Raw genomic sequence first — 16383 nt, forward strand, 5'->3', positions numbered from 1 at the left:
ATTTTTGAAGGCGCGTGCCGCGGATCCGAAGGCGCGTCGGCACTTTTCAGAAGCACGTTTTCCTTCCGCGGATTTTTAAAGGCGCGTGGGAGGTTTTCGCGGTAGCGATATATGGCCGGCGATTTTTGAAGGCGCGTGCCGCAGATTCGAAGGCACGTCGGCACTTTTCAGAAGCACGTTTTCCCTCCGAGGATTTTCAAAAGCGCGTTGACGGTTTTCGCGGTAGCGATGTGTGGCCGAGGATTTTTGAAGGCGCGTGCCGCGGATTCGAAGGCGCGTCGGTACTTTTCAAAGGCGCGTTTTCCTTCCGAGGATTTTCAAAGGCGCGTTGACGGTTTTCGCGGTAGCGAGATGCGGCCGGCGATTTTTGAAGGCGCGTGCCGCGGTTTCGAAGGCGCGTCGGCACTTTTCAGAAGCACGTTTTCCTTCCGCGGATTTTCAAAGGCGCGTTGACGGTTTTCGCGGTAGCGAGATGCGGCCGGCGATTTTTGAAGGCGCGTGCCGCGGATTCGAAGGCGCGTCGGCACTTTTCAAAGGCGCGTTTTCCTTCCACGGATTTTCAAAGGCACGTCGGCGATTTTCACGGTAGCGAGATGCAGCCGCGGTTTCCGAAGGTGCCCGCATCCGTCCCCACGCTCCATAAGGGGAGAGAAGCACAAAAAAACCCCTCCGGCCCACGTCTGGGCGGAGGGGCAGCTGTCCACGTCTGGACAGCGCAGGGGCGCGGGGCCGCTGATCAGGCGGCTTCCGGTTCCCGGTATTTCAAGATGGAGTGAATTACTTCGTGATTGTGGAAACGACGCCAGCGCCGACCGTACGGCCGCCTTCACGGATCGAGAACTTCGTGCCTTCTTCGATCGCGATCGGGGAGATGAGCTCAACGTTCATTTCGATGTTGTCCCCAGGCATAACCATTTCTGTGCCTTCTGGGAGCGTGATGACGCCAGTTACGTCCGTTGTACGGAAGTAGAACTGTGGGCGGTAGTTGGAGAAGAATGGCGTGTGACGGCCACCTTCTTCTTTCGACAGGACGTAAACTTCAGCAGAGAACGTCGTGTGCGGAGTGATTGTGCCCGGCTTTGCAAGTACTTGGCCGCGCTGGATGTCTTCACGTGCAACACCACGGAGAAGCGCGCCGATGTTGTCGCCTGCTTCAGCGTAGTCGAGGAGCTTACGGAACATTTCAACGCCTGTGACTGTAGTCGATTTTGCTTCTTCAGCAAGACCAACGATTTCAACAGTGTCGCCGACTTTGACTTGTCCACGCTCTACACGGCCGGTTGCAACCGTACCGCGGCCTGTGATCGAGAATACGTCCTCGACAGGCATCATGAATGGCTTGTCAGTGTCACGTGGTGGTGTTGGGATGTACTCATCGACAGCGTCCATGAGTTCAACGATCTTCTCTTCCCATGCTTCGTCGCCTTCGAGGGCTTTGAGAGCGGAACCTTTGATGACAGGAACGTCATCGCCAGGGAATTCGTACTCGGAGAGGAGGTCACGGACTTCCATTTCAACGAGTTCGAGGAGTTCTTCGTCGTCAACCATGTCGCACTTGTTGAGGAATACGACGAGGTAAGGAACGCCTACCTGACGGGACAGGAGGATGTGCTCGCGAGTTTGTGGCATTGGGCCGTCAGCTGCGGATACAACGAGGATCCCGCCGTCCATTTGAGCTGCGCCAGTGATCATGTTCTTGACATAGTCAGCGTGCCCAGGGCAGTCGACGTGCGCGTAGTGGCGCTTGTCTGTTTCGTACTCGATGTGGGAAGTGTTGATTGTGATCCCGCGCTCTTTTTCTTCAGGAGCGTTGTCGACGTCAGCGTAAGATGCTGCCGTGCCGCCGCCTTTCTTCGCGAGTACTGTCGCGATTGCAGCAGTCAGTGTTGTTTTACCATGGTCAACGTGACCGATTGTACCGATGTTAGCGTGCTCCTTGGAGCGGTCGAATTTTTCTTTAGCCATTAGGAAATCCTCCTTAAAAATAAGAGATGATTTTGTATATGGAATTCGGGGAAGCCGTACTCCCCCATCTTCCATATCTTATACGTTAGTTATACTGGATTCAAGAGCGAAATTCAATTATTCGCCTTTATTTTTTTTCTGAATTTCTTCAGCGATGGACTTCGGAACTTCCTCGTAGTGATCGAACACCATCGAGAATGTACCGCGGCCCTGTGTGTTCGAACGGAGCGATGTCGCATATCCGAACATCTGGGAAAGAGGAACCATTGCACGGACGGTCTGCGCGTTTCCGCGAGCTTCCATCCCTTCCACGCGACCGCGGCGGGATGTGATGTCGCCCATGATGTCGCCCATGTACTCTTCAGGGATGACGACTTCAACTTTCATCATCGGCTCAAGAAGTACCGGGTTGACTTTCGCTGCAGCGTTCTTGACGGCCATGGAAGCGGCGATCTTGAACGCCATTTCGCTGGAGTCGACATCGTGGTAGGAACCGTCGAAGAGACGGGCCTTGACGTCGATGACCTGGTAGCCGGCAATGACGCCGTTTTCGAGGGCATCTCTTACGCCGGCTTCGACTGCCGGTACGTATTCACGAGGGACGACACCGCCGACGATGCCGTTCTCGAATTCGATGCCCGCGCCTTCTTCGTTCGGGGAGAATTCGATCCAGACGTGGCCGAACTGACCGCGGCCGCCGGACTGGCGTACGAATTTCCCTTCGACTTCAGCGGACTTGCGGAACGTCTCACGGTAAGATACCTGAGGCGCACCGACGTTCGCTTCGACCTTGAACTCACGGCGGAGACGGTCAACGATGATGTCGAGGTGCAGCTCACCCATGCCCGCGATGATGACTTCGCCAGTTTCCTGGTCGGTATGGGCACGGAATGTCGGGTCTTCTTCCTGCAGTTTCGCAAGCGCCGTACCCATTTTGTCCTGGTCGCCTTTTGTCTTCGGCTCGATGGCGACCGAGATGACCGGCTCAGGGAATTCCATGGACTCGAGGATGACGAGCTCTTTTTCATCGCAGAGCGTGTCTCCTGTGCCCGTGTCTTTCAGACCGACGGCAGCGGCGATTTCGCCTGCATGCACTTCGGCAATTTCCTGACGGGAGTTCGCGTGCATCTGGAGGATCCGGCCAACGCGTTCGCGCTTGCCTTTCGTCGAGTTCTGTACGTAAGAACCGGACTGGAGGATCCCGGAGTACACACGGAAGAACGTCAGCTTACCGACGAACGGGTCGGTCATGACTTTGAATGCGAGCGCGGAGAACGGCTCGGAGTCATCGGCATGGCGTTCCATCGCTTCGCCCGTGTCAGGGTCGATCCCCTGGATGGACGGGATGTCGAGCGGCGACGGCAGGTAGTCGACAACTGCGTCGAGGACGAGCTGGACACCTTTGTTCTTGAATGCCGTACCGCAGACGACCGGGTAGAATTCAACGGCGAGCGTTGCCTTCCGGATGCCGGCCTTGAGTTCTTCGACGGAAATCTCTTCCCCGCCGAGGTATTTCTCCATGAGTTCCTCATCGAGTTCCGCAACGGCCTCAACGAGTTTTTCACGGTATTCTTCCGCCTGGTCGGCATACTCGGCAGGAATTTCGCCGACTTCGATCTCGGTGCCGAGGTCGTTGCCGTACATCGTCGCCTTCATCTCGACGAGGTCGATGATGCCGCGGAAGTCATCTTCCGCGCCGATTGGAAGCTGGATCGGATGCGCATTCGCCTGGAGGCGGTCATGCAGCGTCTTGACGGAGTACAGGAAGTCTGCACCCGTCTTGTCCATCTTGTTGACGAACACGATACGCGGTACGCCATAAGTTGTAGCCTGGCGCCATACCGTTTCAGTCTGTGGTTCAACGCCGGACTGGGCGTCAAGGACGGTTACCGCACCGTCGAGCACGCGGAGGGAACGTTCAACTTCAACCGTGAAGTCGACGTGTCCCGGTGTGTCGATGATGTTGACGCGGTAGCCTTTCCATGCAGCAGTCGTAGCGGCCGATGTAATCGTGATGCCGCGCTCTTGTTCCTGCTCCATCCAGTCCATTTGGGATGCGCCTTCGTGCGTTTCCCCGAGTTTATGGATACGGCCCGTATAATAGAGGATCCGCTCAGTCGTCGTCGTCTTACCGGCGTCGATGTGGGCCATGATCCCGATGTTACGAGTGTTCTCCAAGGAGAATTCTCTAGCCATAATGTGTTTCTCCTCCTGTTATGTCGGAATAGAGTGATCTTCGGCTCGATCTTACCAGCGGTAGTGGGCGAACGCTTTGTTCGCTTCCGCCATCTTGTGGAGATCTTCGCGGCGTTTCACGGAAGCACCCGTGTTGTTGGACGCGTCGAGGATCTCGTTCGCCAGGCGCTCTTCCATCGTCTTCTCGCCGCGGAGGCGGGAGTAGTTGACGAGGTAGCGGAGGCCGAGTGTCACACGGCGATCCGGGCGGACTTCAACCGGTACCTGGTAGTTCGCGCCACCGACACGGCGGGCACGCACTTCGAGGACTGGCATGATGTTTTCCAGGGCGGCTTCGAAGACTTCAAGCGGCTCTTTGCCGGAACGTTCGCGGATAAGGTCGAACGCACCGTAGAGAATTTGCTGGGAAGTCCCTTTCTTGCCATCCACCATCATTTTATTGATCAGACGTGTCACGAGCTTCGAGTTGTACATTGGATCCGGCAACACGTCACGTTTTGCAACTGGACCTTTACGAGGCATGTGTGTTCCTCCTTTCGGACTGTCAGGCACTCAATGGTGCCCGGTTTGGATTATTTCTTTTCTTTCGGTTTCTTCGCGCCGTAGTGGGAACGGCTTTGCATACGGCCTTGAACGCCGGCTGTATCGAGGGCGCCGCGTACGATATGGTAGCGGACACCCGGAAGGTCTTTCACACGGCCGCCGCGGATGAGGACAACGCTGTGTTCCTGAAGGTTGTGGCCTTCGCCCGGAATGTAGGCGTTGACTTCGATCGTGTTCGTCAGGCGGACACGTGCGTATTTACGAAGCGCCGAGTTTGGCTTCTTCGGCGTCATCGTGCCGACACGCGTGCAGACACCGCGTTTTTGCGGAGAATTGACGTCTGTCGTCGTTTTCTTGTAGCTGTTGTAACCTTTCCCGAGTGCCGGAGATTTCGACTTGGTCGCTTTCGATTTGCGCGGATTGCGGACCAGTTGGTTAATTGTAGGCATCGATAGGGTCCTCCCTTCACTTCTTTGTAATACCACACATCCAGGTGGTTCATTTTTGGGGTAAAAACAAAGTCTTTGCGTTTTATGCGCAAAAACTGTCATTCAGTGATCGCTACGACCGATGCTCCGACGTCGATCCCGTGTGCCAGGCCGAGTTCACGCCTCGTGCCCGCATAGCGGACCGGTACCCCGTTCTCCCGTGCAAGCACGAGCAGATCGCCGAGCAGCCGCCCGTCCGCATCCGATGCCAGGATGATCTCCCGCACCTTCCCCGTCCGGATCGCTTTCACCGTTTGTTTGATCCCGATGATCGTCTTCTCCCGATTCGCTTGTCCATGAGACATGCCATTTCCTCCAAGGAACAGAAAGTCAACTCTCAACCTTGAATATATTATCACCTGCCGCGCCGTCTGTCAACACATAGCCGTACGGAATCCGACGGGCTTTTTTTATTTTGAAAAAGAAGGGCCGTGCCGCCTGTTGTCCGGATGCGGCGCGCCGATCATCAGGACCCGCGGGCGTCTCTGCCTGCGTTCTCGTTTTGACGGGGAGTGTCGGATCCCTTGATCCGGCGTAGAGCATGTTCCAAGATATTGCGTGAGCCATCAGTCCAAGATGAGGTGAGTGTAATCGGAGGACAGTCGAGTGTGAGCGGAGGACGGTCGAGTGTCATCGGAGCGAGGCCGAGTGTAATCGGAAGACGATTTTTACTCCCATGCTCCGATTTCCAGCTCCATGCTCCGATTTTTACTCCCATACTCCGATTTTCGGCTCCATACTCCGATTTTTACTCCCATACTCCGATTTCCGGCTCCATACTCCGATTTTTACTCCCATACTCCGATTTTCGGCCCCATACTCCGATTTCCACTCCCATACTCCGATTTCCACTCCCATACTCCGATTCCCACTCCCATACTCCGATATCAGCCGCTCCATCGCGCACACGAAAAAACATCCCGGAAGCCAGGCGGCTTCCGGGATGTTTCGTATGATTATTCGGCAGTTGCCGGTTCTTCGGCGGCTGCGTCCATGGCTTCGTGCTCGATCCGGGTCTGGCGGTAGCGTTGCATGCCGGTGCCGGCCGGGACGAGTTTCCCGATGATGACGTTCTCCTTGAGGCCGAGAAGTTCGTCCATCTTGCCTTTGATGGCGGCATCGGTCAGGACGCGTGTCGTTTCCTGGAACGATGCGGCGGAGAGGAACGATTCGGTCTCGAGGGAGGCTTTCGTGATCCCGAGGATGACCGGACGGCTCGTGGCCGGCAGTCTGCCTGCGAGGAGCGCTTCCGCGTTCGCTTCGGCAAACTGGTGGATGTCGAGCAGCGTGCCCGGCAGAAGGTCGGTGTCGCCGGCCTCGATGACGCGGACTTTGCGCATCATCTGGCGGACCATCACTTCGACGTGCTTATCGCTGATCTCAACGCCCTGCATCCGGTAGACCTTCTGGACTTCCTTCAGCAGGTATTCCTGGACGGTCGAGACGTCTTTGACGACGATGAGCTCTTTCGGATCGATCGACCCTTCGGTGAGCGCATCCCCGCGGTGGACGGTGTCGTTCAGGGCAAAGCGGAGACGCGAGTTATAAGGCGGCGTGTACTTGCGTGTTTCGACGTCGCCTTTGACGGTGATCTCCTTCTGGCCTTCACGGATTTCGTCGATCTCGGTGATGACACCATCGATTTCGGAAATGACCGCCTGCCCTTTCGGATTCCGGGCTTCGAAGATCTCCTGGATCCGCGGAAGACCCTGGGTGATGTCGTCGCCGGCAACTCCGCCGGTGTGGAACGTACGCATCGTCAGCTGCGTGCCCGGCTCCCCGATCGACTGGGCGGCGATGATGCCGACCGCTTCGCCGACTTCGACCGCTTCGCCGGTCGCGAGGTTCATGCCGTAGCACTTCTTGCAGATGCCGTGTTTCGTGTTGCACGTGAAGGCGGAACGGATCGTCACGGACTCGATGCCGGCGTCCATGATGGCGCGGGCCAGGTCTTCCGTGATGAGGCCGTCGCGTTCGACGATCACGTCACCCGTTTCCGGATGGCGGATCGTCTTCTTCGCGTGGCGGCCGATGATCCGCTCATCGAGGGCTTCGATGATCTCGGTGCCTTCGGTGAGAGCAAAGACTTCCAGGCCGCGGTCGGTGCCGCAGTCGTCTTCGCGGACGATGACGTCCTGGGCGACGTCGACGAGCCGGCGGGTAAGGTAACCCGAGTCGGCCGTCTTCAGCGCCGTGTCGGCGAGACCTTTACGGGCACCGTGCGTCGAGATGAAGTACTCGAGGACGGTCAGGCCCTCACGGAACGAAGACTTGATCGGGAGCTCGATGATGCGGCCGGCCGGGTTGGCCATGAGGCCCCGCATCCCGGCGAGCTGCGTGAAGTTCGAGGCGTTACCCCGTGCTCCCGAGTCACTCATCATGAAGATCGGGTTCTGGTTGTCGAGGGACTCCATGAGCTGGGACTGGATGGTGTCCTTCGCCTGGCTCCAGTATGAGATGACGCGGTCGTAGCGCTCTTCCTCGGTGATCAGGCCGCGGCGGAACTGCTTCGTGACCTTGTCGACCTTGTCCTGTGCCTCCTGGAGGATTTCCCCTTTGTTCGGCAGGACGACGATGTCGGAGATGCCGATCGTAATGCCTGCGCGGGTCGAATGCTTGAAGCCGAGGTCCTTCATCCGGTCGAGCATCTTCGACGTTTCGGTGATGTGGAACCGCTTGAAGATCTCCGCGATGATGTTTCCGAGGATTTTCTTCTTGAACGGCTGGACGAGTTCCGCTTCCGCGATCTTCGCCTTCACGTCTTCCGTCGGGTCGATGAAGTACTTCTCAGGCGTTTCGACCTGCAGGTTATGATTGGTCGGTTCATTGATGTACGGGAACGACTCCGGCAGGATCTCGTTGAAGATGACCTTGCCGACCGTTGTCATGAGAAGCTGGCGGTTCTGCTTCTCGGTGAACGTCGGGTTATGGAGCGACGCGGCTCTGATGGCGATGCGGGAGTGCAGGTGCACGTAACCCGTCCGGTAGGCGACCATCACTTCGTCAGGGTCGCTGAACATCATGCCCTCGCCCGAAGCGCCTTTGCGCTCGAGCGTCAGGTAGTAGTTCCCGAGGACCATGTCCTGGGAAGGCGTAACGACAGGCTTCCCGTCTTTCGGGTTCAGGATGTTCTGCGCCGCAAGCATGAGCAGCCGTGCTTCGGCCTGCGCCTCTGCGGACAGCGGCACGTGGACCGCCATCTGGTCACCGTCGAAGTCGGCGTTGTATGCCGTACAGACGAGCGGGTGCAGACGGATGGCCCGGCCTTCGACGAGCGTCGGCTCGAACGCCTGGATCCCGAGGCGGTGAAGCGTCGGTGCGCGGTTCAGGAGGACCGGATGTTCCTTGATGACTTCCTCCAGCACATCCCATACATCGGAGTGGAGCCGTTCGATCTTGCGCTTCGCACTCTTGATGTTGTGGGCGAGGCCGCGCTCGACGAGTTCCTTCATGACGAACGGCTTGAACAGCTCGATCGCCATTTCACGCGGCAGGCCGCACTGGTACATTTTCAGGTTCGGCCCGACGACGATAACGGAACGGCCGGAATAGTCGACCCGCTTCCCGAGGAGGTTCTGACGGAAACGGCCCTGCTTCCCTTTCAGCATATGCGAGAGGGATTTCAGCGGACGGTTCCCCGGACCCGTGACCGGACGTCCGCGGCGGCCGTTGTCGATGAGGGCATCGACGGCCTCCTGGAGCATCCGCTTCTCGTTCTGGACGATGATTCCCGGCGCACCGAGGTCAAGCAGGCGCTTGAGCCGGTTGTTCCGGTTGATGACCCGGCGGTACAGGTCGTTCAGGTCGGAAGTCGCGAAGCGTCCGCCGTCCAGCTGGACCATCGGCCGGAGTTCCGGCGGGATGACGGGCAGCACTTCAAGGATCATCCATTCCGGGCGGTTGCCCGAGTGGCGGAATGATTCCACGACTTCCAGGCGCTTGATCGCACGCGTGCGGCGCTGCCCCTGGGCGGATTTCAGTTCTTCTTTCAGGTCGTGCATCTCTTTGTCGAGGTCGATCTGCTTGAGCAGCTTCTCGATCGCCTCGGCTCCCATGAGCGCCGAGAACTTGTTGCCGAACTTCTCCCGGTATGCGCGGTATTCCCGCTCGGACAGGAGCTGTTTGCGGTCAAGGCCCGTGTCGGCCGGTTCGACGACAACATAGGAAGCAAAGTAGATGACTTCCTCGAGCGAGCGCGGGGACATGTCGAGCAGGAGCCCCATGCGGCTCGGGATGCCTTTGAAGTACCAGATGTGGGATACCGGAGCGGCGAGCTCAATATGGCCCATCCGTTCGCGGCGGACTTTCGAGCGTGTCACTTCAACGCCGCAGCGGTCGCAGACGACGCCTTTGTAGCGGACGCGCTTGTACTTCCCGCAGTGGCACTCCCAGTCTTTCGTCGGTCCGAAGATCCGTTCGCAGAACAGGCCGTCCTTCTCCGGCTTCAGCGTCCGGTAGTTGATCGTTTCCGGCTTTTTCACTTCGCCGAACGACCATGAGCGGATCTTGTCCGGCGAGGCGAGGCCGATTTTCATATACTCAAAATTGTTTACATCTATCAAGGAGCCTACCTCCCTTTAGTCTCAGTCTGAACAGGCTCTCCGTTCATCATCATGCGGCGGCGCGGTGCAGTCTGCCCCGCCGCCTTCTTCATCCCAAGGAAATTACTCGGCTCCGATCGGCTCTTGCTCTGCCGGCAGGATGTTCAGCGCATCCGTCGGCTGCAGATCGTCGTCTTCGTCGAGGTCGCGCAGATCAATTTCCTCATAGTCTTCCGTCAGCATCTTCACATCGAGGCCGAGCGACTGGAGTTCCTTGATGAGGACCTTGAACGACTCAGGGATTCCCGGTTCCGGAATGCTCTCCCCTTTGACGATCGATTCGTACGTCTTGACGCGTCCGACGACGTCATCGGATTTCACCGTCAGGATCTCCTGGAGTGTGTAGGCTGCGCCGTACGCCTCAAGCGCCCATACTTCCATCTCCCCGAAACGCTGGCCGCCGAACTGGGCTTTCCCGCCGAGCGGCTGTTGAGTGACGAGGGAGTAAGGGCCCGTGGAGCGGGCGTGGAGCTTGTCGTCGACCATGTGGGCCAGTTTGATCATGTACATGACGCCGACCGTCACTTTGTTGTCGAACGGCTCGCCTGAGCGGCCGTCGTACAGCATCGTCTTCCCGGTGCGGTCCATGCCGGCCTCTTCCATCGTCTCCCAGACGTCTTCTTCGTTCGCGCCGTCGAAGACCGGTGTGGCCATGTGGAGACCGAGGGAGCGGGCCGCCATCCCGAGGTGAAGTTCGAGCACCTGCCCGATGTTCATCCGGGACGGTACGCCGAGCGGGTTGAGCATGATGTCGACAGGGGTGCCGTCCGGCATGAACGGCATGTCCTCTTCCGGAAGGATCCGGGAGATGACCCCTTTGTTCCCGTGCCGTCCTGCCATTTTGTCGCCGACGGAGATTTTCCGCTTCTGGACGATGTAGACGCGCACGAGCTGGTTGACGCCCGGTGCGAGTTCATCGCCGTCTTCGCGGTTGAACACTTTGACATCGAGGACGATGCCGCCTGCGCCGTGCGGAACACGGAGCGAGGTATCGCGGACTTCGCGCGCCTTCTCGCCGAAGATGGCGTGGAGGAGGCGTTCTTCCGCCGTCAGTTCGGTGACGCCCTTAGGGGTGACCTTCCCGACGAGGATATCGCCGTCGCGGACTTCCGCACCGACCCGGATGATTCCGCGCTCGTCGAGGTTGCGCAGGGCGTCCTCGCCGACGTTCGGAATGTCCCGGGTGATTTCTTCCGGCCCGAGTTTCGTATCGCGGGAGTCGGATTCATATTCCTCGATATGGACGGACGTGTAGACATCGTCCTTCACGAGGCGCTCACTCATGATGACGGCATCCTCATAGTTGAAGCCGTTCCATGTCATGAAGGCGACGAGGACGTTGCGGCCGAGGGCAAGTTCGCCCTTGTCCATGGACGGGCCGTCGCCGAGCACATCGAGCGGAGCGACGCGGTCGCCGACCTTGACGATCGGGCGCTGGTTGTAGGAAGTTCCCTGGTTGGACCGGATGAACTTCTCGAGCTTGTAGACGTCAAGGTCGCCCTTGACTTCCTTGCCGTCGACTTCCTCGATGCGGCGGACGCGGATCTCTTTTGCCTCGACATGCTCCACGATGCCGTGGTGCTTCGAAACGATCGCGGCACCCGAGTCGCGTGCATCCACGTATTCCATCCCGGTGCCGACGAACGGCGCTTCCGGATTGAGGAGCGGAACGGCCTGGCGCTGCATGTTCGCGCCCATGAGCGCACGGTTCGAGTCATCGTTTTCAAGGAACGGGATACATGCCGTCGCGGCCGAGACGACCTGCTTCGGAGAGACGTCCATATAGTCGATCGTCTCGCGTTTGAATACGGAGTTGTCACCGCGGAAGCGGCCGACGACTTCTTCATTGACGAATCGGAGGTCGTCATCGAGCGGCGCGTTCGCCTGGGCGACGACATAGTTGTCCTCCTCATCGGCAGTGAGGTAGTCGATCCGGTCCGTCACGATGCCCGTTTCCGGGTCAACGCGTCGATAAGGCGTCTCGATGAAGCCGAATTTATTCACTTTCGCATAAGTCGAGAGCGAGTTGATGAGACCGATGTTCGGGCCTTCCGGCGTCTCGATCGGGCACATCCGGCCGTAGTGGGAGTAGTGGACATCCCGCACTTCCATGCCGGCACGTTCCCGGGTGAGCCCGCCAGGTCCGAGCGCGGACAGGCGGCGCTTGTGCGTCAGTTCCGCCAGCGGGTTCGTCTGGTCCATGAACTGCGAAAGCTGGGAGCTTCCGAAGAATTCCTTGATGGACGCGATGACCGGGCGGATATTGATGAGCTGCTGAGGCACAATAGACTGTGTATCATTGATCGACATCCGCTCGCGCACGACGCGTTCCATACGGGAAAGACCGATCCGGAACTGGTTCTGGAGCAGTTCCCCGACAGAGCGGAGGCGGCGGTTGCCGAGGTGGTCGATGTCATCCGTGATGCCGACCTGGTAAAGGAGGTTGAAGAAATAGCTGACCGACGCGATGATGTCCGCCGGTGTCACATGCTTCACTTCTTCCTCGATTCCCGCGTTGCCGATCACGGTGATCTCTTTTTCATCTTCGCTGTTCGGCGCATAGATCTTGATGGACTGGATGACGATGTCTCCGTCCAGGACCCCGTTCACCGAAGAGAGCGTCTTGAAGCCGGTGCCGTTCTCGAGATAAGGGGTGAGCTTGTCGAGAACGCGCCGGTCGATGATGGTTCCTTTTTCGGCAAGGATCTCGCCCGTTTCCGGATCTGCCAGCGTTTCCGCGAGCGTCTGGTTGAAGAGGCGGTCCTTGATGTTCAGTTTCTTGTTCATCTTATAACGGCCGACGTTGGCGAGGTCATACCGCTTTGGATCGAAGAAGCGGGAGTAAAGCAGGTTCTTCGCGCTCTCCACGGTCGGCGGCTCGCCCGGGCGGAGGCGTTCGTAAATCTCAAGAAGCGCCTTTTCCGTGCTGTCGGTATTGTCTTTCTCCAGGGTGTTCTGGAGGAACTCATTGTCGCCGATCAGGTCGATGATCTCCTGGTCGGAACCGAATCCGAGCGCGCGGAGAAGGACCGTGACCGGGAGTTTCCTCGTGCGGTCGATGCGGACGTGGACGATGTCCTTCGCGTCCGTCTCATACTCCAGCCAGGCACCCCGGTTCGGGATGACGGTCGCGCCGAAACCGCGCTTCCCGTTCTTATCCGTCTTGTCGTGGAAGTAAACGCTCGGTGAGCGGACGAGCTGGGAGACGATGACGCGCTCTGCCCCGTTGATGATGAAGGTCCCGTTTTCCGTCATGAGCGGGAAATCGCCCATGAAGACGTCCTGTTCCTTCACTTCTTCAGTCTCCTTGTTGTGGAGGCGCACTTTGACGCGCAGCGGCGCGGCGAATGTCACGTCACGCTCTTTTGATTCGCCGACAGGGTATTTCGGCTCTCCGAGGCTGTAGTCGACAAACTCGAGGGAGAGATTCCCCGTGAAATCCTCGATCGGCGAGATGTCGCGGAACATATCTCGCAGCCCTTCCTCGAGGAACCAATCGTAGGACTTCGTCTGGATTTCGATCAGGTTGGGGAGCTCGAGCACCTCTTTGATGCGCGCAAAACTCCTGCGCTGACGATGTTGACCGTACTGAACTAGTTGACCTGTCAACTGATTCACCCCTCATTAAAGCGATAATAGGTCTTTGCGGATGCCGGAAAATGATGTATGATATCCGAAAAGACAAAAAGAAAACGAGATCAAGGAAGAACTCATTTTCGGTTTCACCAGGCTTATTCCATTCCGGTCAAGTATCCCCTAAGAACAGGCGGATCTATACCACCGCCGTCCCGGCATTGCTGCCAAAAAGGGCATACGACCTCAACATAATTGTGCATTTTACTATACTATCACAGCATTTTTGTCAAGTCAATGTTTCACCGACCTGAAAATATGGTAACCCTTCTTTTTGGCTGCCGTTTCCACGTTTCCGAACAGTTCCAGGAGCTTCGCCTCCGTCGACGGGGCCCCTTGCTTTTTCTGGATGACCACCCACAGTTCGCCGCCCGGGGCAAGCAGCCGGAAGGCATCTTCGTAGACCCTGAAGACAGTGTCCTTGCCGGCGCGGATCGGCGGGTTGGTCAACACGGCGGCAAAGCCCCCGCCGCGGACGTCCGCTCCTGCGTCACTCTCATAGATCTCGACATTGCCGGCGCCGTTCGCGCCGGCATTTTCACGTGCCAGGGAAAGCGCCCGGCTGTTCACGTCGACCATATGGACGGTCCGGTCCGGGAACGACCTGGCCGCAGCCAGTCCGACCGGGCCGTAGCCGCATCCGATGTCGAGCAGCGGGCCGCCTACCGCCGGTTCCGTGAACGTCTCGATCAGGAGCCTCGAGCCGAAGTCCACATCGCCCTTGCTGAACACGCCTGCGTCCGTCTTGAACGTGAGCGGCATCCCCCTGAGTTCCGTCTTCCACTGTTTCGGCGCCGATTCCGCGTGAGGATCCCTCGAATAATAATGATCGCTCATCCCGATCCCTCCTGGTCGGTGGTATAAGACGAATAAGTGAATCCGCCGATCTCCGTTGCAGGCGGATGCCCGGAACGGAATTCAACGGATCCCCGGCATTCTCCGGAGATATAAAGAAAAGCCCGTCGGGAACTGACGGGCTCTTCTATCGTACGGTAAGGCTCGGAAATTACTTGACTTCGACGCCTGCGCCGACTTCTTCGAGCTTCGCTTTCATTTCTTCTGCTTCTTCCTTCGCTACGCCTTCTTTGATGGCTTTAGGCGCTTCGTCAACAAGTGCTTTCGCTTCTTTCAGGCCGAGACCTGTGATTTCGCGGACAACTTTGATGACTTTGATCTTCTGGTCGCCTGCGGAAGCAAGGACAACGTCGAATTCAGTTTGCTCTTCTGCTGCAGGGCCTGCTGCGCCGCCTGCAACTGCTACAGGAGCTGCAGCCGTTACGCCGAATTCTTCTTCGATTGCTTTGACGAGGTCGTTCAGTTCGAGGACCGTCATTTCTTTGATCGCTTCAATGATTTGCTCTTTGCTCATTGGTGTTTCCTCCTAAGGGTTCGTTTGTGTTGCGGCTATGCCGCGGTCCGATGGCTAGGCTGCCGGATTATGCGCCTTGTTCTTCCTTCTGGTCTGCAACGGCTTTCGATGCAAGAGCGAAGTTGCGGATCGGCGCCTGGAGGACGCTGAGGACCATGGAAAGGAGACCTTCCCGGGATGGCAGTTCCGCCAGTGCTTTGACTTCCTCGAGGGATGCGACGTTGCCTTCGATGACACCCGCTTTGATCTCGAGTTTTTCGTTGTCTTTTGCGAAGTTGTTGAGGATGCGTGCAGGTGCGATGACATCTTCGTTCGAGAACGCGATGGCATTCGGGCCTGTCATAAACTCGTTGAGCCCTTCAAGGCCCGCTGCTTCCGCTGCGCGGCGCGTCATCGTGTTTTTGTAAACTTTGAACTCGATGCCTTCTTCGCGAAGCTGTTTGCGGAGCTCGGTCACTTCGCCGACGCTCAGGCCGCGGTAGTCAACGACGACGACGGATGCCGCATCCTTGAACTTCGTTGCGATTTCTTCGACAAGCGCCTGTTTGGCTTCCATTACATTGCTCATTTAAGCTGGACACCTCCTGTAAGATTTTCATTCATACCGCAAATAAAAAGCTCCGTTCCACACGAATGTAGACACGGAGCTGGAAATTGGCATCTTAACCGGCAAGCCGGGATCAAGAGCTTCTTGTCCTCGGCAGGGATCGTCGTTTAAGCGGCATGGCCGCCCCTGCTGTCTACGGTACAAACGTTATTATTCACAACATCGGCTATCTTACCAGACATGCCGGGAGCTGTCAATATTATTTTTTGACGGTCACGTTCGACGCGTCGATTTTCACTGCAGGGCCCATGGTTGTCGTCATGTTGACGGACTTCATGTAAGTGCCTTTTGCAGCTGCAGGCTTTGCCTTCTGGAGTGTTTCGAAGATTGTCTGGAAGTTCTCTGCGAGCTTCTCGTCTTCGAAAGAGACTTTCCCGATCGGCGCATGGACGATGCCGGCCTTGTCGGCGCGGTATTCCACTTTACCTGCTTTGATGTCCTGGACGGCTTTTGTGACGTCGAATGTGACGGTGCCCGTCTTCGGGTTCGGCATGAGGCCTTTTGGTCCGAGGACGCGGCCGAGCTTGCCGACTTCACCCATCATGTCCGGAGTCGCGACGACTACATCGAAATCGAACCAGCCTTGCTGGATCTTGCCGACGTAATCTGCTTCGCCCACGTAGTCTGCGCCTGCAGCTTCCGCTTCCTTCGCTTTTTCGCCTTTAGCGAAAACGAGGACTTTTTGCGTTTTGCCCGTTCCGTTCGGAAGGACGACTGCGCCGCGGATCTGCTGGTCGTTTTTACGCACGTCGATGCCGAGGCGGAATGCCACTTCAACTGTTGCGTCGAAGTTCACCGTGCTTGTTTCTTTTGCAAGCGCGATTGCTTCGCTTACGTCATACAGCTTCGTGCGGTCAACTTTCTTGAGCGCCTCGATCTGCTTTTTGCCTTTTTTAGCCATGTTGAATTTCCTCCTTGATTGTGGTTATAGCGGATAAACCCTCCCACGAATAAGGGTTGCGGCGTTCACGGGGAACGTGC

At 57.6% G+C, this 16383-nt stretch carries 11 protein-coding genes and 1 other annotated feature; all 11 genes read right to left on the reverse strand.

Annotated features, from left to right (window positions below; all coding sequences use genetic code 11):
- Positions 1 to 777: 777 nt before the first annotated feature.
- A complete protein-coding gene (tuf, locus tag BN1189_RS04375) occupies positions 778 to 1965 on the reverse strand; it encodes an elongation factor Tu (protein ID WP_040225895.1) in 1188 nt (395 codons plus the stop codon).
- Positions 1966 to 2082: 117 nt separating this feature from the next.
- On the reverse strand, positions 2083 to 4161 hold the full coding sequence (fusA, locus tag BN1189_RS04380; RefSeq protein ID WP_040225897.1) for an elongation factor G: 2079 nt from the start codon (positions 4159 to 4161) through the stop codon (positions 2083 to 2085).
- A gap of 51 nt (positions 4162 to 4212) precedes the next feature.
- Positions 4213 to 4683: a 30S ribosomal protein S7 gene (gene rpsG, locus BN1189_RS04385; RefSeq protein WP_040225899.1), complete on the reverse strand. Its 471-nt coding sequence runs from the start codon at positions 4681 to 4683 to the stop codon at positions 4213 to 4215.
- A gap of 50 nt (positions 4684 to 4733) precedes the next feature.
- Positions 4734 to 5153: a 30S ribosomal protein S12 gene (rpsL, locus tag BN1189_RS04390; protein WP_040225901.1), complete on the reverse strand. Its 420-nt coding sequence runs from the start codon at positions 5151 to 5153 to the stop codon at positions 4734 to 4736.
- Positions 5154 to 5251: 98 nt separating this feature from the next.
- Positions 5252 to 5497 carry a ribosomal L7Ae/L30e/S12e/Gadd45 family protein gene (locus tag BN1189_RS04395; protein WP_040225903.1) on the reverse strand — a complete coding sequence of 82 codons (246 nt, stop codon included), beginning with the start codon at positions 5495 to 5497 and terminating at the stop codon, positions 5252 to 5254.
- Positions 5498 to 6148: 651 nt separating this feature from the next.
- Positions 6149 to 9754, reverse strand: coding sequence for a DNA-directed RNA polymerase subunit beta' (gene rpoC / locus BN1189_RS04400; RefSeq protein WP_040225904.1), 3606 nt, complete (start codon positions 9752 to 9754; stop codon positions 6149 to 6151).
- Positions 9755 to 9856: 102 nt separating this feature from the next.
- A complete protein-coding gene (gene rpoB / locus BN1189_RS04405; protein ID WP_040225906.1) occupies positions 9857 to 13402 on the reverse strand; it encodes a DNA-directed RNA polymerase subunit beta in 3546 nt (1181 codons plus the stop codon).
- Positions 13403 to 13660: 258 nt separating this feature from the next.
- Positions 13661 to 14263, reverse strand: a complete 603-nt coding sequence (locus tag BN1189_RS04410) for a class I SAM-dependent methyltransferase (RefSeq protein ID WP_040225908.1) — start codon at positions 14261 to 14263, stop codon at positions 13661 to 13663.
- A gap of 169 nt (positions 14264 to 14432) precedes the next feature.
- Positions 14433 to 14795: a 50S ribosomal protein L7/L12 gene (gene rplL / locus BN1189_RS04415; RefSeq protein WP_040225910.1), complete on the reverse strand. Its 363-nt coding sequence runs from the start codon at positions 14793 to 14795 to the stop codon at positions 14433 to 14435.
- 67 nt (positions 14796 to 14862) lie between these two features.
- Positions 14863 to 15363: a 50S ribosomal protein L10 gene (gene rplJ / locus BN1189_RS04420; protein WP_040225912.1), complete on the reverse strand. Its 501-nt coding sequence runs from the start codon at positions 15361 to 15363 to the stop codon at positions 14863 to 14865.
- Positions 15364 to 15397: 34 nt separating this feature from the next.
- Positions 15398 to 15559: a sequence feature (ribosomal protein L10 leader region), on the reverse strand.
- 42 nt (positions 15560 to 15601) lie between these two features.
- Positions 15602 to 16303 carry a 50S ribosomal protein L1 gene (gene rplA, locus BN1189_RS04425; RefSeq protein ID WP_040225914.1) on the reverse strand — a complete coding sequence of 234 codons (702 nt, stop codon included), beginning with the start codon at positions 16301 to 16303 and terminating at the stop codon, positions 15602 to 15604.
- Positions 16304 to 16383 lie beyond the last annotated feature (80 nt).

Source organism: Bhargavaea cecembensis, assembly GCF_000826125.2.
GTDB classification, from domain to species: domain Bacteria; phylum Bacillota; class Bacilli; order Bacillales_A; family Planococcaceae; genus Bhargavaea; species Bhargavaea cecembensis_B.

What these genes read in the sequence shown, in the direction of transcription:
- BN1189_RS04410 (WP_040225908.1), bottom strand. Translation starts at nt 14,263, where the DNA reads ATGAGCGATCATTATTATTCGAGGGATCCTCACGCGGAATCGGCGCCG.
- tuf (WP_040225895.1), bottom strand. Translation starts at nt 1,965, where the DNA reads ATGGCTAAAGAAAAATTCGACCGCTCCAAGGAGCACGCTAACATCGGT.
- rplL (WP_040225910.1), bottom strand. Translation starts at nt 14,795, where the DNA reads ATGAGCAAAGAGCAAATCATTGAAGCGATCAAAGAAATGACGGTCCTC.
- rplJ (WP_040225912.1), bottom strand. Translation starts at nt 15,363, where the DNA reads ATGAGCAATGTAATGGAAGCCAAACAGGCGCTTGTCGAAGAAATCGCA.
- fusA (WP_040225897.1), bottom strand. Translation starts at nt 4,161, where the DNA reads ATGGCTAGAGAATTCTCCTTGGAGAACACTCGTAACATCGGGATCATG.
- rplA (WP_040225914.1), bottom strand. Translation starts at nt 16,303, where the DNA reads ATGGCTAAAAAAGGCAAAAAGCAGATCGAGGCGCTCAAGAAAGTTGAC.
- rpsL (WP_040225901.1), bottom strand. Translation starts at nt 5,153, where the DNA reads ATGCCTACAATTAACCAACTGGTCCGCAATCCGCGCAAATCGAAAGCG.
- BN1189_RS04395 (WP_040225903.1), bottom strand. Translation starts at nt 5,497, where the DNA reads ATGTCTCATGGACAAGCGAATCGGGAGAAGACGATCATCGGGATCAAA.
- rpsG (WP_040225899.1), bottom strand. Translation starts at nt 4,683, where the DNA reads ATGCCTCGTAAAGGTCCAGTTGCAAAACGTGACGTGTTGCCGGATCCA.